General features: G+C 68.6%; 19 protein-coding genes and 1 pseudogene. 11 read left to right on the plus strand and 9 right to left on the minus strand.

Going from position 1 to position 21710, the window contains the following annotated elements; genetic code table 11:
* Positions 1-258: 258 nt before the first annotated feature.
* The 3 genes from ACFV7R_RS12230 to ACFV7R_RS12240 all read right to left on the minus strand — a co-directional run bounded on the left by ACFV7R_RS12230 (position 259) and on the right by ACFV7R_RS12240 (position 2873).
* Positions 259-660: a hypothetical protein gene (locus ACFV7R_RS12230; RefSeq protein WP_385262854.1), complete on the minus strand. Its 402-nt coding sequence runs from the start codon at positions 658-660 to the stop codon at positions 259-261.
* A gap of 386 nt (positions 661-1046) precedes the next feature.
* Positions 1047-1622: a hypothetical protein gene (locus ACFV7R_RS12235; RefSeq protein WP_385262857.1), complete on the minus strand. Its 576-nt coding sequence runs from the start codon at positions 1620-1622 to the stop codon at positions 1047-1049.
* Positions 1623-2147: 525 nt separating this feature from the next.
* Positions 2148-2873 (minus strand): hypothetical protein, encoded by a 726-nt coding sequence (locus ACFV7R_RS12240; RefSeq protein WP_385262859.1) that lies wholly within the window; start codon positions 2871-2873, stop codon positions 2148-2150.
* A gap of 706 nt (positions 2874-3579) precedes the next feature.
* On the opposite strand from ACFV7R_RS12240, the gene ACFV7R_RS12245 reads away from it, so the two are divergent.
* Together ACFV7R_RS12245 and ACFV7R_RS12250 are read left to right on the plus strand one after the other, a co-directional pair.
* Positions 3580-4335 (plus strand): hypothetical protein, encoded by a 756-nt coding sequence (locus tag ACFV7R_RS12245; RefSeq protein ID WP_385262861.1) that lies wholly within the window; start codon positions 3580-3582, stop codon positions 4333-4335.
* A gap of 736 nt (positions 4336-5071) precedes the next feature.
* The gene (locus ACFV7R_RS12250; protein ID WP_385262863.1) at positions 5072-5734 is read left to right on the plus strand and encodes a hypothetical protein; all 663 of its coding nucleotides are present in this window, start codon (positions 5072-5074) and stop codon (positions 5732-5734) included.
* Positions 5735-6023: 289 nt separating this feature from the next.
* On the opposite strand, the gene ACFV7R_RS12255 is transcribed toward ACFV7R_RS12250, so the two are convergent.
* Positions 6024-6347: a DUF6009 family protein gene (locus ACFV7R_RS12255; RefSeq protein ID WP_385262866.1), complete on the minus strand. Its 324-nt coding sequence runs from the start codon at positions 6345-6347 to the stop codon at positions 6024-6026.
* On the opposite strand from ACFV7R_RS12255, the gene ACFV7R_RS12260 reads away from it, so the two are divergent.
* The 3 genes and pseudogenes from ACFV7R_RS12260 to ACFV7R_RS12270 all read left to right on the plus strand — a co-directional run.
* Complete coding sequence (locus ACFV7R_RS12260) at positions 6346-6513, plus strand: GrpB family protein (RefSeq protein WP_385262868.1); 168 nt, start codon at positions 6346-6348, stop codon at positions 6511-6513. The genes ACFV7R_RS12255 and ACFV7R_RS12260 overlap by 2 nt on opposite strands.
* Positions 6514-6984: 471 nt before the next feature.
* Positions 6985-7677, plus strand: coding sequence for a hypothetical protein (locus ACFV7R_RS12265; RefSeq protein WP_385262871.1), 693 nt, complete (start codon positions 6985-6987; stop codon positions 7675-7677).
* Between the two features lie 780 nt (positions 7678-8457).
* A pseudogene (locus ACFV7R_RS12270) lies at positions 8458-8794 on the plus strand (tyrosine-type recombinase/integrase); the annotation flags it as partial.
* Positions 8795-8869: 75 nt separating this feature from the next.
* Here the strand turns inward: ACFV7R_RS12270 and ACFV7R_RS12275 are convergent.
* Positions 8870-10231 carry a glutamine synthetase family protein gene (locus ACFV7R_RS12275; protein WP_385262872.1) on the minus strand — a complete coding sequence of 454 codons (1362 nt, stop codon included), beginning with the start codon at positions 10229-10231 and terminating at the stop codon, positions 8870-8872.
* 332 nt (positions 10232-10563) lie between these two features.
* On the opposite strand from ACFV7R_RS12275, the gene ACFV7R_RS12280 reads away from it, so the two are divergent.
* From ACFV7R_RS12280 to ACFV7R_RS12290, 3 genes are all read left to right on the plus strand, one after another.
* On the plus strand, positions 10564-11226 hold the full coding sequence (locus ACFV7R_RS12280; protein WP_385263357.1) for a DUF3105 domain-containing protein: 663 nt from the start codon (positions 10564-10566) through the stop codon (positions 11224-11226).
* Positions 11223-11849, plus strand: a complete 627-nt coding sequence (locus ACFV7R_RS12285) for a DUF305 domain-containing protein (RefSeq protein WP_385262875.1) — start codon at positions 11223-11225, stop codon at positions 11847-11849. Before ACFV7R_RS12280 ends, ACFV7R_RS12285 begins: the two co-directional genes overlap by 4 nt.
* A 70-nt stretch (positions 11850-11919) precedes the next feature.
* Positions 11920-13674: an NAD+ synthase gene (locus ACFV7R_RS12290; RefSeq protein WP_385262877.1), complete on the plus strand. Its 1755-nt coding sequence runs from the start codon at positions 11920-11922 to the stop codon at positions 13672-13674.
* A gap of 144 nt (positions 13675-13818) precedes the next feature.
* Here ACFV7R_RS12290 and ACFV7R_RS12295 read toward each other — a convergent pair whose 3' ends face one another.
* The 4 genes from ACFV7R_RS12295 to ACFV7R_RS12310 all read right to left on the minus strand — a co-directional run bounded on the left by ACFV7R_RS12295 (position 13819) and on the right by ACFV7R_RS12310 (position 18621).
* The gene (locus ACFV7R_RS12295) at positions 13819-15039 is read right to left on the minus strand and encodes an MFS transporter (RefSeq protein WP_385262879.1); all 1221 of its coding nucleotides are present in this window, start codon (positions 15037-15039) and stop codon (positions 13819-13821) included.
* 88 nt (positions 15040-15127) lie between these two features.
* A complete protein-coding gene (locus ACFV7R_RS12300) occupies positions 15128-16180 on the minus strand; it encodes an endonuclease/exonuclease/phosphatase family protein (RefSeq protein ID WP_385262883.1) in 1053 nt (350 codons plus the stop codon).
* A gap of 186 nt (positions 16181-16366) precedes the next feature.
* Entirely contained in the window at positions 16367-16996 is a 630-nt protein-coding gene (locus tag ACFV7R_RS12305; protein WP_385262885.1) for a TetR/AcrR family transcriptional regulator, read from the minus strand.
* Positions 16993-18621 (minus strand): MFS transporter, encoded by a 1629-nt coding sequence (locus ACFV7R_RS12310; protein ID WP_385262888.1) that lies wholly within the window; start codon positions 18619-18621, stop codon positions 16993-16995. The genes ACFV7R_RS12305 and ACFV7R_RS12310 overlap by 4 nt, the downstream gene beginning before the upstream one ends.
* A gap of 180 nt (positions 18622-18801) precedes the next feature.
* Between ACFV7R_RS12310 and panB the strand changes: the two genes are divergently transcribed.
* From panB to ACFV7R_RS12325, 3 genes are all read left to right on the plus strand, one after another.
* Positions 18802-19677, plus strand: coding sequence for a 3-methyl-2-oxobutanoate hydroxymethyltransferase (panB, locus tag ACFV7R_RS12315; protein WP_129800758.1), 876 nt, complete (start codon positions 18802-18804; stop codon positions 19675-19677).
* A 199-nt stretch (positions 19678-19876) separates the two neighbouring features.
* Positions 19877-20902 (plus strand): ATP-binding cassette domain-containing protein, encoded by a 1026-nt coding sequence (locus ACFV7R_RS12320; RefSeq protein WP_385262890.1) that lies wholly within the window; start codon positions 19877-19879, stop codon positions 20900-20902.
* A complete protein-coding gene (locus ACFV7R_RS12325; RefSeq protein WP_385262893.1) occupies positions 20899-21708 on the plus strand; it encodes an ABC transporter permease in 810 nt (269 codons plus the stop codon). Before ACFV7R_RS12320 ends, ACFV7R_RS12325 begins: the two co-directional genes overlap by 4 nt.
* Positions 21709-21710 lie beyond the last annotated feature (2 nt).

A 21710-nucleotide genomic window follows, 5' to 3' on the forward strand; every position in this document is an offset into this window, starting at 1 on the left:
TCACCGAGGACAGCAAAGGCCCGGGCGTCCGGCCCGGGCTTCGTCGTGGAGCGGGTAACGAGAATCGAACTCGCGCTCTCAGCTTGGGAAGCTGCGATCACTTGGTGCTCGGTCGGGCGCTGACCTGGGCGGACGGCCAGTGCCGGGCCTCGTCGGGCCTGGCTGCTTTCACCGTGACTCCCCGCTGTTCCCCGCTCGATCTGGTGCGCTTGTGGTGCGGAGTCGTGCGATGTCCAGCGGATCGCGTTGGTAGCGGCCTTACCACTTCCGCCACTTGTCCGTGAGCTGGTACCGGCCGAGGCCGTGGCGGGCGGTCAGGGCGACTACATCGACGCCGTGCTCGGTGAGCGACTCGTCGATGTAGTCGCACAGCTCCTCGCGTTCGTCAGTTTCGAGGGCGCTGCCGTTGTGGGCGTCGTCCACCGCGTTCAGGGCCAGGACGACGCGTTCCACTACAGCAAAGACCTGTTCGTCGCGGGCCTCGCCAAGTCCAGGAAGCTCGTCCTCGAAGGCGTCGAGGACTGCGTCGGTTGCCGTAAGCAGCTCCTCGGGGAACAGCGCTGCCATGCATGCGCACTCGGGGTCCAGGGTGCCGGCGGCAAGCTCCTCGGCTTCCTCAGCTATGCCGTGACGCCAGCTCGTTGTCGGTCTCTCAGCCATGGGCGGGACCGTACAGGCCAGGACTGACAGCGATACTGAGCCCCCGCGCTACCGGCGCGCTCTCGGTGCTGCGCGCACGCTTTCCAACTGTGTTGGTGGTCTCGGGGGCCTCGGACAGGGCCGTTCACCTGCGTTCATGGGCGGCCGGTCCTGGGAGCGGCTACCGCCTCCGGTCTCGTCTGAACGGCCGTGAACGGAGCTGAATGAGACGGAAACTGAGACGGGCCAGCTGACTTGGGACTGGGCACCGCACGTGGTCAATGGCGGAAGCGAGCCTCAGCGCCATCGACGTGAAGGAAGAAATCATCCATCGGTGGAGTGCCACCGAGAGGGACGAGAGCAGGCCGAGGAGCGCATTGCCTGCGGCCTGCGGGTGATGTTCCTCTTCAGAGCTTTCCTCCGACCAGGACCGTTCGATGGCCACCTAGTGTCTCTGCGAAGCGGCTGAGGAAGCGGGGGCTGAACTCCGGCCAGTCCCAGAACTCAAAGCCCAGGTAGCCGAATGCGTAGTAGTCGTCGGCCCAGGTCCACGCAGTCAGGTCACCAGCACGACCGCAGCGTTGGCAGGTGACGGTGGCTTTGCCCGTGTCGTGCCAGGTCTCGATGGCCTTCCCGAAGGGCTCCCAGGCGCCCTCGATCACATCCCACTCATCGGTGTACAGGTCCGTGTGGGTGGCGCAGTGAGGGCAGACGGCGTACATGGCGTCGCCCTGTCCACCGTGGAAGACGGTCCGGCCTATCTCGATGTTGAGTCCATCGCTGGGCTCCCAGTCCTCTTCGCTGACAGCCTTGGCCCAGAGCGGGCCGGGCGGGTGGCCCAACGGGGCGCCGAGGACGCAATCGGTGCGCTCGGCGCGGACTATCCCTTCCATGACGAGCCAGTCAAGGCCGCGGGCGGCGAGTGCCGGAGCATCTACAGAAGTGGCGTCTAGGTCGACAACGGTCTGAAAGTGGTTCCCCATGAGGTGACAGTAGAAGACCGCACCGACAGCGGTGGGAACCCGGCCAGTGACTTGGGCTGGCCCTGAGCTTGGGAAGCTGCGGGCATACAGGGCCCGTTTGCGCCCTGACCTGGACGGACGGCTGGTCTGCGGCCTCGCCGGCGCCGGACGACTTGACCGTGGTTCCCCGCTGTTCCCCGCCGCATCTGGTGCGCTTGTGGTGCAGCGGCGTTGTCAGTGGTCGCTAGTACTCTCCAAAACGTTGGGTCGGTCTGCTGCCGTGGTACGACGAGAGCGCGACCAAGGGGGGTGGCTCACAAGAGGTCCCCGAGCTACGTCAGTCCGGGAGCTCGTGAAGCTTCGACACCACCCCCCTCCACATTCTCTGTAGGCGCGCACGTTTTCCAACTGTGGTGGCGCGGAGGTGGGGTGCGTGCAGGGGCGTTCACCTGCGTTCGTGCGCGGCCAGCTGTGGGAGCGGCTATCGCCTTCGGTCTCTTCTGAACTTCCGGCGTTCGAGGAGTGGGCCAGGTCGGCGGGAGCTGATCAGCTCTCTGCTCCCGATTTTCCCGCGGGGCCGGCATCCTGGGCGAGGTAGCGCAGAGCGCGCATCACCGTGTCCGCCTCGTCGCCGTGCAATTCCCGGCTGGGTCCCCCGAGAGCGGCACCCCGGGCGGCGATGTCGCGCAGGGCCCGCAGCGCGGTGTCCGCCTCCTCGACCTGCAGTTGCTGGCTGGGCGCCGCCTGTATACCGCTTCCCATGGCAACGGAGATCGCTTCTCGAGCCGGGAGGAACGCGATCGGGGCCGAGTACACGGACAGGTCGTTCACGCGGACCAGACGCAGCTTGCCAGGTTCTGTCTCGGAGCCGGACAGGACCACTTCGGTGTCCTCGACACGGCCCCGAGCGACCCAGTAAGGGTTGCTGCTGTTCCGCCAGAGTTCGAACGTCACGGGTTTCCCGTCTGCGGCGATGGTGATGGGTTCGGGGACCGGCAGGCTGGCCGGAAGTCCCTCACCGGGGTGGCAGTAGTCCTCCAAAGCGTCCTCCAAGGCCTCGCCGGCCTTTGGGTTGCCGGAGGAGGCGCTGAAAACCATGACGTGCTCGACCTGGGGGTCATAGGACGCAGAGCCGAACCACAGGCACACATGGATGTCGCCGGTGACTTGGTTGTCGCCGCCACCCATGAACTGCCGTGATTCCGGCCAGTAAGCATCAACAGCGACGGCCCTGAAGCCAGGTGCCGAAACAGGGGTGCCTTGATCGTTCATGGGATCTCCTTGCTCGCCCGTGAGCAGGCATCGTGCCATGCACGAGACCGCGGCGAACGGGTTGGGCCGGGGCTGGTCGGTGCACTACCAATTCTCGCCGGACCGGTCTCACCAGGTTCTGACAGCGGAGCGCATGGGGCGCCTCTTTGGGATAGCGCTGGGGCCCTCGATACCCGCTTTAGGAGCGAGGTTGGTCCGCGTGGTGGCTGACCTGCGGGATCCTTGCTCGTGCTGGTGTCGGCCTGAGGGGCCGTCAGCCACCCAGAGTCCCCGTGATTCCCCGCTCCTTCTGGCACGGCTGTGGCACGGGCTGACCCTCTCGATGCGAACTATGGGCGCGACGGTCGCTGATGTCTGCCAAGCACGTCAGACGGTCGCTTGAGGCCGGCGGTAGTCGGGAGCGGTTGCGGTGGTTGCTGTACTTCCCTGCTGCACAGCACTCGCGCTTACCGCCGCTTTAGGAGTTCGATCCATCCTTGGCGCAGCGGGGCCTTCCTGCGTGTACTGGGGCCATGGGCGAGTACCGACAGCTGCGGCTGTTCGTAGCCGTTGATGTCAGCGTTGGATGTCAGCGGAACAGCTCTGGCACCGGGCAACTTGCAACGGCTCGCCTGGCCCGCGGCCCAGCCCCACCAGACATGCCGATCAACACACCTCCACAGCAACGGTCGGGCCAGCGAAAATGCGCTTGCGGCAGTCTGCTTGGATGCCGGAAATGACGACGAGTTCTCCTGTTCCCCTCGCGGACGACGCCGATTCTGACCGCCTGAGGGCCCTACTGGAACGTGCCGCCACGGGGGCGGACAGTCAGGCCTGGAGCGATCTGTGGACGGAGCTTTACCACAACGGTTCCCTGGATGTCGCCCATCCGCTGGTGCTGCACACGCTGACCGTCATGGCGGAGGGGGACCATGCCGATACGGCAGCTTCGGCCCTCCACCTGGCCGGCGCCCTTCTCGTCCAGGCGGACCAGCGGTACGAGACCCGGAACCTGCGCGACCGATACGCGCCGCAAGTGGCACGCCTGCTGGCCGCCGCGAACCGGTGGCGGCAGGTCACGGCCGACCGGAATGACTACTGCCACCTGCTTGAGGCGGTCCTGAACCTGGAGGGCGACATTCACTGGGCACAGGACTTGATCTGGGGCGTCGTCAGCGAGGAATACGAACTCGAGTGCCCGGATCCCGACGGGTGCACATCGGTGTGGGTGATCATCGGGGAGCGGGGCTTCTTCAGCGCGGCGGAAGACTACGCCCTCTCCGACGACGTCGAGACCTTCCCTCTCCATCCGGCCGACGCCCGCTCGCTGGAAGGTCTCGGCCACCGCCTCTACGACCTTGCCCTGGCCGACGGCCACGAGGAAGTTGCGCGCGTCCTGGCTTATGCCTTCGGTGACGCGATTTGCCCGGAGTGCAAGCGGCGCTTCTCGGTCGTCGGGCAGGTCATCGCCAGTTACAGCTGAGAACCGCGTCGGGGTGACAGGAGTTGAACCTGCGACCCCTTCTTCCCGAAGCAACTTGGGCGGGCGTGCCACCTTGGGCTGGAGTGTCCTTCACCTGTGCTGATGGTCCGCAGGCGTCCGCGTTCGTCCGCCGTTGTTCGTTCGTCCGCCGTTGTTCGTGGACGTTGTCACGCAGTTAGACACTCACCTGGTGCGCCCGGTGCGCGGGATCAGCGCACGTCAGCTCAGTTCTCCGGGAAGTGACGCGGCCCCGGAGCGACCTCGCGTGATCGGCGTCCATGCAGGGCTGATAGGCGCCCGAGCAGTCGTCATTGGTCGTCGTTGGTCACCCTGGGCCGCCCTTCGACGGCCCACAGACGGCCCCGCTCTGGAGCGCGGCATATTTACAGACCGCGCTCACGGTTCGCCCTGACCAGGCGCTTTCCCTTGTCGCGCGGCTTCCCGCCCCACGCGGACCCCACAGGACGTGATCAGGGCTTCGTCTGGCGTCCGGTCCTCGGATCCGCGCCCTGCCGGACCGGTGAGACGCTGAGCCAGCGACCTGGAGACGCGTGGACCCCCGGTCACCGCGCCAGCCTCACCCCCAAGATCAGGAAAGGGCCACAAGAGTCCCATTAGTCCGATTTAACGATATTAAGCGTGTCTCGATCGAGGATGCTCAGCGATCCAGCGTGCGCAGGCCAAGCTCGCACTCGACTACGGGGAAGCCCCCGAAATCGATGCAAGGAGCACGTACATGAGTCCTAAGTTCAGAAGGACTGCTCTGCTCAGGCCACTGGCGCAAGACAGCATCAGGAAGACCAGCATGCTCGTCTCGCTCGCGGTTGTGATGGCGGCCGGCGCGGCCACCCCCGCCGTGGCAACGGAGCGGAGCGCAACCCCACGCGCCGCTGTGTCGCCCGGCAACGGGGTCCCATGCAAGTCCGATCAGCCGGGGCACAAGCCCGCGCCCGGCGACCACAACGACAACGACCCGTGCCACGACGGGGGTCCCAAGCCTCCGCCTCCACCCGGGACCGCGTGCGGCCCCGCCGTCGACTCGACGCAGCCCAACGGCGAGGAGCAGTATCTCGCCGCGCTCAACGAAGGGGTGCCGTTCGCCGGTAGACGCGACGTCACTAACCCGGAAAACACGCTCATCACCTCAGGCCCGGCCAACGCCCCCGGCTGGACCAACCTCAGCCTCATCCGCGGCTTCCCCGTCGACTCCCCAGTCTGCGACGTCTCGGTTGACGCCAACGGGAGTGACGCGTTCTACAAAATCATCACCTTGGATGGTGACGTCTACACCCTGCACTGCGACGGTGAGGGTCAAACCCTCGTGTGTCCCGCCCCGGCAGAGGGGCAAATCCCTCAGTCTCGGTGGAGGGAAGTGACAGACCTGCCGAACTCGCCTTGAGCTCGACCAGTTCAATCCGACAACCTGACCGTACAGCCCAGCGTCACAGCCCAGCGTCGCGAACGCGGTCGCGCGGGAGGTCACCGTCGATCCCTGGGACCCTCCGAGCACGGTGCAGCGCACCTCATCTCGCGCCAGCTAGTACTCCAGCACCGCTGAGTCAGCGCCGGAGGTAAGCCAAGGGGCTTGCACGGCACAGGTGGTCCGCCCCGGATCGAATGGAGGCCTCTCCAAGCATCCGGGGCGGATTTACAGCGGGCCGATTACCTGGCCCGCGAGCAGGCATTTCTCAGCTCCTGGCGCATCTGGGGAACCCTTGGAGAAACCGCCTCTCCACAACGCTCTGCCGCACCTGCTCAGAAGCAGGGAACGGAGCACCCCAGGCACGCTCCGTCAGTTCGCCCCAAACACCCGGAGCTACCGTGCGCGGGTCAACGGCCCCGCTAGGGGCTGACGTCTTGTACAAACCGTCTGGCTGCTCCGACCGGTCGTGCTCCTTGACCCAGAAGACACGCCGCACGTACTTGCCTGGGACCGCTCCGCTCTGGGCATCTGCGCGCAGTACTGCGTACCCAACTCGTCGGCCGGGCCCGTTCCACGAGATGGGGCGCATGCTGCGCTTCCGCGACCGGCTGCGCACGCACAGCGGTGACCGCGAGCTGTACGCCCGTACCAAGCGATCCCTGTCCCGGCAGATCTGGCAGTACATGCAGAACTACGCCGACGCCAAGACGGAAATGGTCGAGGAGATCCTCGGGCGAGCAGGTCACGAAGCCTGACACGCCCAACCGCCCGACAGCAGCGCGGCAACGCGCAAGGGCCCCGCGCCGGTGCTGGGCGGGCTGGGTGCCGGTGTCGTTCACGGTTCTGGCACCGGAGCCACCGGAGTCCTGGGCCGGCCTGATCGATCAGTCGACTCCAGGCGTGCGGCCGACACGATCGCTCAGCAGCTCGACTGCTCACCGGCTCGACGAGGTGGCGCTGAGGGAGCGCCGGCCGCGACGAAGGTGTCGAGGGCAGCGTAGGCGGCCCTGACCTTTTGCTGCCCGCATATCAGGACCACTGCCTTCTGACAAGTACCGAGTTCGCGTGCCCCGCGATTTCGCGGCATGACGCGGATCGACTGCCCCGCTTGACTGAGACACGGGTTCACGCAGAACAGCAGGACCGCCCGCACCGCCCGGAGCCCTGGCGATGTGACACGACGGGACACGTGCCCAGTGCCAGAGGCCCGCAAGGTGACGAGGCCCTTGGCGTTCGACAACCCTCCCCCTTCTTTTCTGCTGGAAGTGATTTTTATGGCTCACCGCTCCGAAATGCAGCGCCTTCTGATGTTTGCCGGCTCGACGGCCCTGGCTGCAGGAGGTGTGTTGCTGCCCACCAGTGCCTTCGCCGCCCCGGCGACGCCGCCTGCCGGCATCGTGACCACGATGGTGGCCGGGCAGGAAGATCATGGTCAGACCGATGCCGCGGAATGGGTGAAGACCACCGATTCCCCGAGTGGCATCACCTTCTCGCTTCCCGGGCAGGCCACCGTTGAGGAGATCGCCGAAGACGCCGATTACTACGCCGGTCGCTCGTATTCGGTGACTACCGCTGACGAGTCCACCCTCGTCAGCGTTAATGAGGCGCCTGGTATGTCGGAGGATCTCGACGGCCTGCTTCAGAGCGACCTTCAGCTTGACAGCGCGGACCCCAGCGATGACCTCAAGGCCACCGACATTCAGAAGGCCACGGTTGATGGCCACCCCGCCATCGACGCTCGTGTCACAGACCCCGCCGACGCCAGCACGGTTGGTTTCGTTAGCCTCATCGGCACTGACACCCATGTCGTTAAGGTCGTGACCATTGCTTCTGCTGCGGACGAGAAGAACGTGAACCAGAGGCATCAGAAGGTCCGCGACAGCGTCAGCATCCCCGAATCCTCGTCCCGGGCGTCTTGACCATCTGTGTGAGCCGCCGAACCGCCCCAGGCGGTGTCTGCCCTGGTCAGGGCCCGGTCAGGAGGTGAGCCGGTGGTCTCCGGAGGCTGTGCTCGTGCGCTGGCGTTGGCGTACGGGGCGGGGCTCTTTGCGTCCTTCGTGCTCTCATCGGGCCTGGCAACGCAGGCCTCGGCCGCCCCGGCCGCGGCGCAGACACCGGTGGCAGCGGTGGCCCTCGACAACTACGTCGGGCAACCGGAACCGGACCCTGACACCCGGGCGGCCTATAACAGGGGGTGGGCTGAGGGCTACAGTCTCGGCTACCAGGTAGGCGAACAAGATGCCAACCAGGGGCGGAAAGACCCCCGCCGGTTGTCGCCCTGCTCCTTCGGCACCACCCAACTCCAACACGGTAGCCATAACGGCTTTATCGCCGGGTACAACGCGGGAGTCGTCACCGACCCCTTCGCCTTGATGGAGGGGATGTCCAGGGCTCAGCAGGAGCGGGAAGACGAGGCGGAGCGGCAACGGCAACGGGATGAGGAGGCTCAGCGGCAACGGGAGGGTGAGACTGAGAACGCTCCGGCGGAAGAGCCTGTGAGCCCGTCTGAAGGGGGAAACGAACCTGAAGGGGGACACGAACAGCAGTGACGCGACAGCGGCTGACGCCCAGGCGCCAGGCCCGGTCCTGACCCGCGGCACCGGCGCCATGGCGGGTGCGCTGCTTCCCGCACCGCCTGCCGCGGCTTCCACAGTCCCCCGGCCAGCCGCCTGACAATGTGTGGTCGTCGTCCTTCAAGTGCGGTTCGGCGTACCGACTTCAACGACCGCGCGTGGAAGCCTGCTCTTGTCGCGGCTGGGTGATCCCCCAGCCGAAGCCGAGCGAGCGTCATCAGGCTGCCCGCGAACACGGCATGCACGCGCTCAGGCACTTCTACGCCTCGGTCCTGTTGGACGCCGGCGAGAACATCAAGGCACTGAGCCACTACCTCGGACACAACGATCCCGGCTTCACGCTTCGGGTCTACACGCACCTGATGCCGAGTTAGCGACGCTCGGGCCCGGAAGGGCCGTGGACAGCCTCTACGAGGGCACTGATCCGGCGTCCGACGGCCCAGAGACGGCCCAAGGGCAGTGAGACGAGGTGGGGCCGACGGTCCACGACCGTCGGCCCCATCCGCCGAGTCAGCGGGAAACCCGTTCTGACCTGCGCTTACAGAACCGGCAGGTTCTTCCGCAGCTCGAACGCCGTCACCTCGGAGCGGTACTCGTACCACTCCTGCCGCTTGTTGCGCAGGAAGAAGTCGAAGACGTGCTCACCCAGCGTCTCGGCGACCAGATCGCTGCGCTCCATGAGTCCGAGCGCCTCCCCCAGGTTCTGCGGCAGCGGCTCGATCCCCATCGCCCGCCGCTCCGCATCGGACAGCGCCCACACGTCGTCCTCGGCGCCCGGCGGCAGTTCGTAGCCCTCCTCGATGCCCTTGAGACCGGCGGCGAGGAGCACGGCGTACGCCAGGTACGGGTTCGCGCCGGTGTCCAGCGACCGCACCTCGACCCGCGCGGACCCGGTCTTCCCCGGCTTGTACATCGGCACCCGGACCAGCGCCGACCGGTTGTTGTGCCCCCAGCAGATGTACGACGGCGCCTCACCGCCCGCGCCGGCCGTGCGCTCGGAGCCGCCCCAGATGCGCTTGTAGGAGTTCACCCACTGGTTGGTGACCGCCGAGATCTCCGCCGCGTGCCGCAGCAGGCCCGCGATGAAGGAGCGGCCGACCTTGGACAGCTGGTACTCGGCGCCGGACTCGTAGAACGCGTTCCGGTCGCCCTCGAACAGCGACAGGTGCGTGTGCATACCGGAGCCCGGGTGCTCGGAGAACGGCTTCGGCATGAAGGTGGCCTGCAGGTTCTGCTCGAGGGCCACCTGCTTCATGACCAGGCGGAACGTCATGACGTTGTCCGCGGTGGACAGCGCGTCCGCGTACCGGAGGTCGATCTCCTGCTGGCCCGGCGCGCCCTCGTGGTGGGAGAACTCGACGGAGATGCCCATCGACTCCAGCATGGTGATCGCCTGGCGGCGGAAGTCCATGCCGACGTTGGTCGGGGTGTGGTCGAAGTAGCCGGAGTTGTCGGCGGGGGTGGGCACGGTGCCGTCGACCGGCTTGTTCTTCAGCAGGAAGAACTCGATCTCCGGGTGGGTGTAGAAGGTGAAGCCGAGGTCGGAGGCGCGGGCGAGGGCGCGCTTGAGGACGTAGCGCGGGTCGGCGAAGGAGGGGGAGCCGTCCGGCATGAGGATGTCGCAGAACATCCGGGCCGTGCCCGGGGTCTCCGCGCGCCACGGCAGGATCTGGAACGTCGACGGATCGGGCTTGGCGATCATGTCGGACTCGTACACCCGGGCGAAGCCCTCGATGGCGGAGCCGTCGAAGCCGATGCCCTCGTCGAAGGCCTGCTCCAGTTCGGCCGGGGCCACGGCCACGGACTTGAGGAAACCCAGCACGTCCGTGAACCACAGGCGTACGAACCGGATGTCGCGCTCCTCCAACGTCCGGAGCACGAACTCCTGCTGCTTGTCCATCTTCCGCTTCCCCATCCTTGCTGGTCAGGCCGCCTGTCTCCCGCATCACGGGAGGCGGTCGGGCACCTGAGCATCCCACCACAACACCATTTCATGCGCGTTGCAGACCTTGATCGCCCGGCCGACCCCGGCCTGAACGCCTCGCGTACGGCAGGTGTACGGCTGTGCTGCCCATCTTGCCTGCTCGCACCGACATCCGTAATGCCCGTCCGGAGGCCACCGGGATCGGGCCGTTCGCGGTCCGTTCCGGCGCCCTCCCCTACGACTCGGCCCACCTCCCCCATTACGATCAGCCCACCCGACTTCCTCCCGTTCCCCAGAAGGGCCGCCCCATGGGTTCCGCCAAGAACAAGAGCAGTGCGGCGCGCGCGGCGCGCATAGAGGAGATGCGGCGCGCGGAGCGTGCCCGTGAGCGGCGCAACCGGATCCTCACGATCGCGGCCAGTGTGGTGGTCGTCGCCGGTCTCGTCGTCGGTGGCGTGGTCCTGGTGCAGTCGCAGGCCGACGACTCCGACGCGGCGAGCGACGCGAAGGCCACCGGCAAGTTCGTCACGGGCGCGGACGGCGTCAGGACGTGGGAGGGGGACCTGGCCCGCAACCACGTCACCAAGGCCGTGTCGTACCCGGTGGAGCCCCCGGTCGGCGGCGACCACCACCAGGTGTGGATGAACTGCAACGGCGACGTCTACACCGAGGAGATCCCCAACGTGAACGCCGTGCACTCGCTGGAGCACGGCGCGGTCTGGGTGACGTACACGAGCAAGGCCGCCAAGGACGACGTGGAGGCGCTGGTGGCGAAGGTGAAGAAGACGCCGTACACGCTGATGAGCCCGGACGAGAAGCAGAAGGACCCGATCATGCTGACGGCGTGGGGCCACCAGCGGACGGTGACCGGCGCGGACGACCCGAACGTCGACAAGTTCTTCGCGAAGTACGTCCAGGGTGAGCAGACTCCCGAGCTGGGGGCCGCCTGCACGGGCGGGCTGTCGAAGTGAGGCGCGCGCGGGCCGGCTGGATCGCGGGGGCCGCGGCGGCGCTGCTCGTCGCGGTCGGCGGGATCACGTACGCCGTCGCCGGGGACGGCGGCTCGGACACCGCCGCGCCGGCCGCCGACTCCGCGGACGCCGGCTTCGCGCGCGACATGGCGGTGCACCACCAGCAGGCCGTGGAGATGTCGTACATCGTGCGCGACCGCACCGACGACGAGGAGGTGCGGCTGCTGGCGTACGACATCGCGCAGACGCAGGCCAACCAGCGCGGCATGCTGCTGGGCTGGCTGGACCTGTGGGGGCTGCCGAAGGTGTCGGCGCAGCCGATGGCCTGGATGGGCATGGGCGGCATGGCGTCCGGCGAGGACGGGGCGCTGATGCCGGGGATGGCCACCAACACCGAGACGAAGCGGCTGGGGCAGCTCGACGGACGGCAGGCCGAGGTCTTCTTCCTGCAACTCATGACGGACCATCACCAGGGCGGCGTTCACATGGCGGAGAGCTGTGTCGACAAATGCACGGTCGGCGTGGAGAAGCGGCTGGCGCAGGGCATGGTCGAGGCCCAGGAGTCGGAGATCCGGCTCATGGCGGACCTGCTGAAGGAGCGGGGCGCGAAGCCGCGGCCGTAGTGCCGTGGGAGTGCCGTGGCCCACACCGGCCGCCACCCCATCGCGTCGCTCTGACGATTACACTGGGCCCGTGCCTCAACTACGTCTCGCCCTGAACCAGATCGACTCGCGCGTCGGCGACCTCGCCGGGAACACGGAGACGATCCTTAGCCGGACCCGGCACTCCGCCGAGCAGGGAGCGCATCTCGTGGCGTTCCCGGAGATGGTGCTGACCGGGTATCCCGTCGAGGACCTGGCCCTGCGTTCCTCCTTCGTCGAGGCGTCCCGCGCGGCCCTGCGCTCGCTCGCCGCCCGGCTCGCCGAGGAGGGCTTCGGCCGGCTGCCGGTGATCGTCGGCTATCTCGACCGCAGCGAGACCGCCCAGCCGAAGTACGGCCAGCCGGCCGGCGCCCCGCAGAACGCGGGGGCGGTGCTGTACGGCGGCGAGGTGGCGCTCACCTATGCCAAGCACCACCTGCCGAACTACGGCGTCTTCGACGAGTTCCGGTACTTCGTCCCCGGAGACACCATGCCGGTCGTGCGGGTGCACGGCGTCGACGTGGCGCTGGCCATCTGCGAGGACCTGTGGCAGGACGGCGGCCGGGTGCCGGCGGCACGGTCCGCCCAGGCCGGGCTGCTGCTGTCCATCAACGCCTCGCCGTACGAGCGTGACAAGGACGACACCCGCCTCGAGCTGGTGCGCAAGCGCGCCCAGGAGGCCGGCTGCACCACCGCCTACCTCGCCATGATCGGCGGACAGGACGAGCTGGTCTTCGACGGCGACTCGATCGTCGTGGACCGGGACGGGGCGGTCGTGGCCCGGGCGCCGCAGTTCGCCGAGGGCTGCGTGGTGCTCGACCTGGACCTGCCCGCGGCCTCCCCGGACGCCCCGACGGGCGTGGTGGACGACGGGCTGCGCATCGACCGGCTGGTGCTGTCCGAGGAGCCCCTGCCGGCGTACGAGCCGACGCAGACGGGCGGATACGCCGAGCGCCTCGACGACGACGAGGAGGTGTACTCGGCGCTGGTGGTGGGCCTGCGGGCGTATGTCGCGAAGAACGGCTTCAGGTCGGTCCTGATCGGCCTGTCCGGCGGCATCGACTCGGCGCTGGTCGCGGCGATCGCGTGCGACGCGGTCGGCGCGCAGAACGTGTACGGCGTGTCCATGCCGTCGAAGTACTCCTCCGACCACTCCAAGGGCGACGCGGCGGAGCTGGCCCGGCGTACGGGCCTGAACTTCCGGACCGTCCCGATCGAGCCGATGTTCGACGCGTACATGGGGTCGCTGGGCCTGACCGGGCTGGCGGAGGAGAACCTCCAGGCACGGTTGCGCGGCACGACGCTGATGGCGATCTCGAACCAGGAGGGCCACATCGTCCTCGCCCCCGGCAACAAGTCGGAGCTCGCGGTCGGCTACTCGACCCTGTACGGCGACGCGGTGGGCGCGTACGGCCCCATCAAGGACGTCTACAAGACGTCGGTCTTCCGCCTGGCCAGGTGGCGCAACAAGGCGGCCGAGGAGCGGGGCCAGACCCCGCCCATCCCGGAGGCCTCCATCACCAAGCCGCCGAGCGCGGAGCTGCGGCCGGGGCAGGTCGACACCGACTCCCTGCCGGACTATCCCGTCCTGGACGCGATTCTCGAGCGGTACGTCGACCGGGACGAGGGCGCCGACACGATCGTCGCCGCCGGTTTCGACCCCGCGCTGGTCACCAAGACCCTGCGCATGGTCGACACCGCCGAGTACAAGCGGCGCCAGTATCCGCCGGGCACGAAGATCTCCCCGAAGGGCTTCGGCAAGGACCGCCGGCTGCCGATCACGAACGGTTGGCGGGAGACGGCGTAAGCACCGGAGGGCTGGGTTTCTCAGCCCCTCCGGCGCTTGAGGAGCGGGGGTCCAGGGGGCAGAGCCCCCTGGCGGGGTCGAAGGGGCGGAGCCCCTGGGGAAGGGACGGGTAGGGGCGGCGGGGGCGAGAAAACCCGCCCCCGGTCAGGAGTGCAGCGCCTCCGACTGCTGCGGCACATGACCGGCGACCAGCCGTTCCCGACCCCCCTGCGGAGCAGCCCTCCGACGATCCACGACGTACGCCGTCCCGGCCACGGCAAGGCCCAGCACCGCGAGAACCGCCCCCGCCGTAGCCGGCGACGTCGCACCGAACCCCGCCGCCAGGGCAAGCCCACCGATCCACGCACCACCCGCGTTGGCCAGGTTGAACGCAGCCTGGTTGGCCGAGGACGCCAGCGACGGCGCCGCCGCAGCCTTCTCCATGACCATCAGCTGGAGCGGGGATCCGGTGACGAACGCCGCCGTACCCAGCAGCGCCACGCCCAGCGCGGCACTCCACCGCGCCTCCATGAGCAGCGGGAAGAGACCGAGCACCACCACGAGTGAGGCCAGGCCGCCGAACAGCGTGCCCCGCATGGCGTGGTCGGCGAGCCGCCCGCCCAGCAGGTTGCCGGCCGTCGCACCGACGCCGAACAGCGCCAGCAGCAGCGTCACGCTGGTCTCGGCGTACCCGGCGGAGTCGGTGAGCATCGGCGTGATGTAGCTGTACGCGGCGAAGAGGGCGCCGAATCCGGCGACCGTCGTGCCGAGCGCCAGCCACACCGGCAGCGAGCGCAGTGCGGCCAGTTCGCCGCGCAGACCGGTGGTGGAGGCGTGGGCGTGGTCGTGCGGGATCAGCAGGGCCAGCGAGGCTATCGCCGCCACGCCGATCGCGCTGACGCCGAGGAAGGTCGCCCGCCAGCCGAGGTGCTGGCCCATGAGGGTGGCGGCCGGGACGCCCGCGATGTTGGCGACGGTGAGGCCGAGGAACATCAGCGAGACGGAGCGGGCCTTGCGCTCGGGCGCGACCATGGTGGTGGCGACGACGGCGCCCACGCCGAAGAAGGCGCCGTGCGGCAGACCGCTCAGGAAGCGGGCGGCCAGCAGCCAGTGGTGGTCGGGGGCGAAGGCCGAGAGGGCGTTGCCCACCACGAAGAGGACCATCAGGCCGATGAGCACGGTGCGGCGGGACATGCGCGCGGTGACCGCGGCCAGCAGCGGGGCGCCGATGACGACGCCCAGCGCGTACGCGGAGACCAGATGTCCTGCGCTGGGGATCGAGATGTGCAGGTCGTCCGCGACGTCGGGCAGCAGGCCCATCATCACGAATTCGGTCGTGCCGATGCCGAAGGCGCCGACGGCCAGAGCGAGCAGGGCCAGGGGCATGAAGGGGCCTTTGCCTTTCAGAGCGGGATTCCGTCCATCATATGTTCAAGTACGGAACAAAGCCTGCCAGGCCCAGTATTCCAGCGGGTTAAGACCCGGTTGCCAGGTCCACACGCGCAGCCACCGGCAGATGGTCACTGCCCGTCTGCGGCAGCGTCCAGGACGTGACCGGCTCCACACCCTTGACCATGATCTGGTCGATGCGCGCCATCGGGAACGACGCCGGCCAGCTGAAGCCGAAGCCGCTGCCCGCCGCGCCCTGGGTGGAACGCATCTGGGCCGTCACGGCGTTGAGCGCGCGGTCGTTCATGGTGCCGTTGAGGTCGCCGAGCAGGACGACCCGGGTCAGCTGCTCGTCGGCGATGGCCTCGCCGAGCGCGTCGGCGCTGGTGTCGCGCTGCCGGGCGGTGAACCCGGCCTCCAGCTTCACCCGGACCGAGGGCAGGTGGGCGACGTAGACGGCGAGCTGTCCGCCCGGTGCGGTCACCGTGGCGCGCATGGCCCGGATCCAGCCCAGCTTGATGTCGACCGGCCGGATGTCACTGAGCGGGTACTTGCTCCACAGCCCGACCGTGCCCTGCACCGAGTGGTACTTGTACGTCGACGCCAGCGCCGACTCGTACGTCGGCACCGCGGCCTCCGTCAGCTCCTCCAGCGCCACCACGTCCGCGCCGGACGCGGCCACGTCCCGGGCCGTGCCGGACGGGTCGGTGTTGTCGGCGTTGACGTTGTGCGTGGCGACGGTCAGGCCGCCGCCGGCCGCGGCCGCCTTGTCGGTGAGCAGTCCGCCGAAGATGTTCAGCCACACGATCGCCGGGAACAGCACGGCGATCAGCGCGGTGGCGGACCTGCGGACGAGGGCCAGCAGGAGCAGCAGCGGGACGAAGGCGCCGAGCCAGGGCAGGAACGTCTCGGTGAGGCTGCCGAGGTTGCCCACGCTGTTCGGGATGTACGCATGGACCAGCATGACCATGGCCAGCAGCACCGCGACGGCGGCCAGGACGACGCCGCGCCGCCAGATCCGGGGGTCGCCGCGCCAGCCGTGCGTCGCGCGGGCCGTCAGGCGCCGAAGGCGAGATGCCGGGCGCTCGGGACCCGAGCTGCCGTTGTCCGTCTCCGTCACATACGCCTGTTGCGCCATACCGTCGCCTCGCTACCTGCCGTGCACACCGTCGTCCCCCGTGCCCTACGACCCTAGGGGATGATCGGCTCCGTTCAACGCCGCCCCATGACGGCCGTACGGGCACTTAGGACGAACAAGTCGGCGCCGCGGGTTCCGGTTTCCGCCGATGCGCGGGTGCTCTGTGACGAAACGCGAACATTCGGGCTATGGGGTGGGTGAGCTGACGGGTCGTAGGCCTTCGAGCACCGTGTCGACGATCTGCTCCGCGAGACCTTCGGGCAGGTCGGCGTCCGGACGCAGGAGGGAACGGACCAGCATCGGGCCGACGATGATGTCGTGCATCACCTCGACGTCCACGTCGGTGCGGAGTTCGCCGTTCTCCTGGCCTCGACGCAGCACCTCCAGGCCGAGTCTGCGGCGGGGCGCTATGACGGCGTTGTGGTAGGCGGCCCAGATGCGGGGGCTGCTCTTCATCTGCGCGTGGACATTGCGCAGGATCGCCGAGGAGCGGTCGGCCAGGCCGCGTCGGCGCAGGATTTCCAGCAGCACGACGAGGTCGTCCCGCAGCGAGGTGCGCGGCAGTTCCGGGTCGGGGGGCTCGGCGGCGCGTACGACGTCGACGAAGAGTTCCTCCTTGCCGCTCCAGCGGCGGTAGATGGTGGCCTTGCCGACGCCGGCGGTGCGGGCGATGCGCTCGATGGAGAGTTCGGCGAGGGGGACGCCGTCCTCCAGGAGTTTCATCGCGCCCTCGATGATGGCGCGTTCCACGGCCTCGCTGCGGGGGCGTCCGCGGGCGGGGCCCTCTGGCCGGGGCCGGCTTGCGGCGAGGCTCACTGTCCTGTGTCCTTTCGTTGGCGTGGGAAATTCTCCAGCGTGTACGCCGGTTCCGCCTCGGCGGCGCGACCGTCCGCCTCCGGTTCCTTGACCCGGCCCGGCAGGAACAGCGCCACCACCACCGCCCCGACCAGGGCGACGCCCGCCCCGCCCAGCGCGGTGACGTGCATGGCGTGCAGGAAGGCGTCGTTGGCAGGGGTCACCAGAGCCCGCCCCTCGGGGCCGAGCCGTGCCGCGGCGGCGAGGGTGGCCTCGATGGATTCGCCGGCGGTGTGGCGTGCGGCGATGGGGAGTTGGGTCAGCTCGTCCTCGATCCGGGTGCGGTAGGCGGTGGACAGGACCGAGCCCAGGACCGCGATGCCGAGGGCGCCGCCGACCTGACGGAAGGTGTTGCTGAGGGCGGAGGCGGAACCGGCCTTCTCGCGGGGCAGGGCCTGCATGATGACGACGCTGACCGGCGTCATGATGTGCGCCATCCCCGTGCCCATGAGGAAGAAGACGACCTCCAGGATCCAGATGGGGGTGTCCGCGTCCAGCGTGGCGAACGCGGCCAGCATCGCGGCGATGAGCAGCATTCCGCCGGTGGTGGTGGCCCGGTGGCCGAAGCGGTCGACGACCAGCCGGGCCCGCGGCGCGAAGATCATCTGGGCGGCGGCCAGCGGCAGCATCAGCAGACCGGTCTCCAGCGGCGAGTAGCCGCGCACGCTCTGGGTGTAGAAGACGGCGAAGAAGGTCACGCCCATCAGCGCGAAGAAGACCAGCGCGATGACGGAGATCGCGGCCGAGAACACCTTGCTCTTGAAGTAGGTGACGTCGATGGACGGGTGGTCGCTGCGCTTCTCGAAGACGACGAAGGCGGCGAGGACGGCGAGCCCGGCGCCGATGGTCGCCAGTACCGCCGGGTCCGTGAAGTCGGCGAGCTGGCCGCCCTTGATGATGCCGTAGACGAGCAGGACGAGCCCGGCGACGGACAGCAGCACGCCGACGGGGTCGATCCGGCCGGGATTCGGATCGCGGGAGTCGGGCACCAGCCACAGCATCAGACCGATCGCGAGGATCACGATCGGCACGTTGACGAGGAACACCGAACCCCACCAGAAGTGGTCGAGCAGCACACCACCGGTGATCGGGCCGATGGCGATGGCGAGGCCGACGCCGCCGGCCCAGATGCCGATGGCCTTGGGCTGCTCGTCGCGCTCGAAGACGTTCATGAGGACGGCGAGCGTGGCCGGCATCACGAAGGCGGCACCGAGGCCCATCACCGCGCGGAAGGCGATGAGTTCGGCCGGTGAGCCGGACAAGGCGGCGAGGGCGGAGCCGACGCCGAACACGACGAGCCCGCCGAGCAGGACCTTCTTGCGGCCGAGCCGGTCGCCGAGCAGTCCGGCACTGAACAGCAGACCCGCGAAGACCAGGGTGTAGGCGTTGATCGCCCACTCCAGCTCGCCCTGGGTGGCGCCCAGGCCGGTCGGGGCGGGCGTGGAGATCGTCTTGACGGCGACGTTCAGGATCGAGTTGTCCAGCACCACGATCAGCAGGCTCAGCATGAGGACGCCGAGTATGAGCCAGCGGCGGCGGTGCACCGCTTCCGGTGTGCGGGGGCCGGGGACAGCCGGTGTAGTCATGCTGTCGAGCCTAGGCAATTTACGATACGAGACGGTGCCGTATCGTAAATTTTTACCCGTCTCTTACAGGACGAGGGCAGGACGGGGGTCCCCCTAGCCGTCGATGGCACGAGGTGCCACCATGGGAGTGGTCCGGGGACGCCGTCAGGGCGCCTCGAGATGACGTAAGGAGCCGTTGCAATGACGCAGCTTTCGGCTGCCCAGACTGCGCAGCAGAAACCCTCCGACGGCAGCAAGGCGCTGTACGGAGGCAAGGGCACCCGCCGTATCACGGTTCGTGACATCGCCGCCGCCAAGGAGCGCGGCGAGAAGTGGCCCATGCTCACCGCCTACGACGCGATGACCGCGTCCGTCTTCGACGAGGCCGGCATCCCGGTCATGCTCGTCGGCGACTCGGCGGGCAACTGCCACCTGGGGTACGACACCACCGTGCCCGTCACCCTCGACGAGATGACCATGCTGTCCGCCGCGGTCGTACGGGGCACGAAGCGTGCCCTGATCGTCGGCGACCTGCCGTTCGGCTCGTACCAGGAGGGGCCGGTGCAGGCGCTGCGCTCGGCGACCCGGCTGGTGAAGGAGGCCGGCGTGCAGGCCGTGAAGCTGGAGGGCGGCGAGCGGTCCCACGAGCAGATTCGGCTGCTGGTCGAGTCCGGCATCCCGGTCATGGCCCACATCGGCCTGACCCCGCAGTCCGTCAACGCCATGGGCTACCGCGTCCAGGGCCGCGGCGAGGAGGCGGCGGCGCAGCTGCTGCGGGACGCCAAGGCCGTGCAGGACGCGGGGGCGTTCGCGGTGGTGCTGGAGCTGGTGCCGGCCGAGTTGGCGGCGGAGGTGACGCGCACGCTGCACATCCCGACGGTCGGCATCGGCGCCGGGCCGGAGACGGACGCGCAGGTGCTGGTGTGGACCGACATGCTCGGGCTGACCGGGGGGCGGGTGCCGAAGTTCGTGAAGCAGTACGCCGATCTGCGTGAGGTCATGGGGAACGCGGCGAAGGCGTTTGCGGAGGATGTTGTCGGCGGGGCGTTCCCGCTTGAGGAGCACTCCGTCCACTGAGCCACCATCACCAGGACGGCCCGCCGATCTTCCCCCGTCGGCGGGCCGTCCCCCTTTGCGCCTAAACCGGCGCTCTCGCGGACCTGGTTGCTCGCCGTCGTGGTGCCTCAATTGATGGTTGCGGCCGTCTTCGGGGAGTTGTCGGTGCTGTCGGCAGTCTGTCGGTCGTTTGTCGGTGGCGTCTGGAACTGTCGTCCCCATGACACGAATCGACAAGAACCCCGGCGGCAGCGAAGTGGCCGTCACCGTGCGGGGGCTGGTCAAGCACTACGGCGAGACCAAGGCGCTGGACGGCGTCGACCTGGATGTGCGTGAGGGCACCGTGATGGGTGTGCTCGGGCCGAACGGGGCCGGGAAGACCACCCTCGTACGGATTCTGTCCACCCTGCTGGCCCCGGACGCCGGACAGGCGACCGTGGCCGGCTACGACGTCGTACGGCAGCCGCGGCAGCTGCGCCAGGTGATCGGGCTGACCGGGCAGTACGCCTCCGTGGACGAGAAGCTGCCGGGCTGGGAGAACCTGTACATGATCGGGCGGCTGCTCGATCTGCCCCGCAAGGACGCACGGGCCCGGGCCGACGAGCTGCTGGAGCGGTTCTCGCTCACCGAGGCCGCGAAGCGGCCGGCGGCCACCTACTCCGGCGGTATGCGCAGGCGGCTCGACCTGGCCGCCTCGATGATCGGGCGACCGCAGGTGCTGTTCCTCGACGAGCCCACCACCGGGCTGGACCCGCGGACCCGCAACGAGGTGTGGGACGAGGTCAAGCGCATGGTCGGGGACGGCGTCACCGTGCTGCTGACCACCCAGTACATGGAGGAGGCCGAGCAGCTGGCCTCCGAGCTGACCGTCGTCGACCGGGGCAAGGTCATCGCCAATGGCGGGATCGAGGAGCTGAAGGCCAAGGTCGGCGGGCGGACACTGCGGGTCCGGCCGGCCGATCCGGTGCAGTTGCGGCCGCTCGCCCGCGCGCTCGACGAGTTGGGCATCACGGGCCTCGCCACCACGACCGTGGACACCGAGGGCGGCACCGTGCTGGTGCCGATCCTGAGCGACGAGCAGCTGACCGCCGTGGTCGGCGCCGTCACGGCGCGCGGTATCACGCTCGCGTCGATCAGCACCGAACTGCCCAGCCTGGACGAGGTGTTCCTGTCCCTCACCGGCCATCGCGCCAGTGCCCCGCAGGACACCGTGCCCGCCGACACCCGCGAGGAGGTCGCCGTATGAGCGCCACCACCGCCACTGCCGCCGACGCCCGTATCCCGCTGCGCGGCCACCTTCGTCACACCGGCGCCCTGATCCGCCGCAACCTGCTGTGGATCCGGCAGGACCCCGAGTCGATGTTCGACGCGCTGCTGATGCCAGTCGTCTTCACCCTGCTGTTCGTGTACGTCTTCGGCGGCTCGATCGGGCAGGCCCTGGGCGGCGGGCAGGACGGGTACGTGCAGTACGTGATCCCCGGCATGATCGCGATGATGAGCATGACGCTGTCCCAGGGCGTCGGCACCGGCTTCAGCCAGGACTTCAACTCCGGTGTCATGGACCGTTTCCGGTCCCTGCCGATCGGGCGCGGCTCGGTGCTGTTCGCGAAGATCTCGGTCGAGCTGGTCCGGATGCTGTTCGCGACGACCGTACTGATGATCGTCGCCGTCCTGGTCGGCTTCGACATCGCCAACTGGCCCGGCCTGTTCGCGGCCGTGGCCCTGTCCACGGCGTTCGCCTCGTCGATCATGTGGGTGTTCCTCACCCTGGGCGTGATCCTCAAGAACGCGCAGTCCGTGCAGGCGATGGGCTTCCTGGTGCTGTTCCCGTTGCAGTTCGGCTCGTCGATCTTCGCTCCGACGGCGTCGATGCCGGGCTGGCTGCAGGCGTTCACCGACTACAACCCGCTGTCCACGCTCGCGGACGCGGCCCGCGGCCTGATGGTGGGCGGCCCGGTCGCGCACGACCTGTGGGTGACGCTGGGCTGGTCGGCGGCGATCACGGTGGTGATGGCGCCGGTCGCGATCCACAAGTTCAAGACGAAGAACTGAGC

Origin of the sequence: Streptomyces sp. NPDC059866 (genome assembly GCF_042731325.1) — a bacterium.
Lineage (GTDB): Bacteria > Actinomycetota > Actinomycetes > Streptomycetales > Streptomycetaceae > Streptomyces > Streptomyces flavusporus.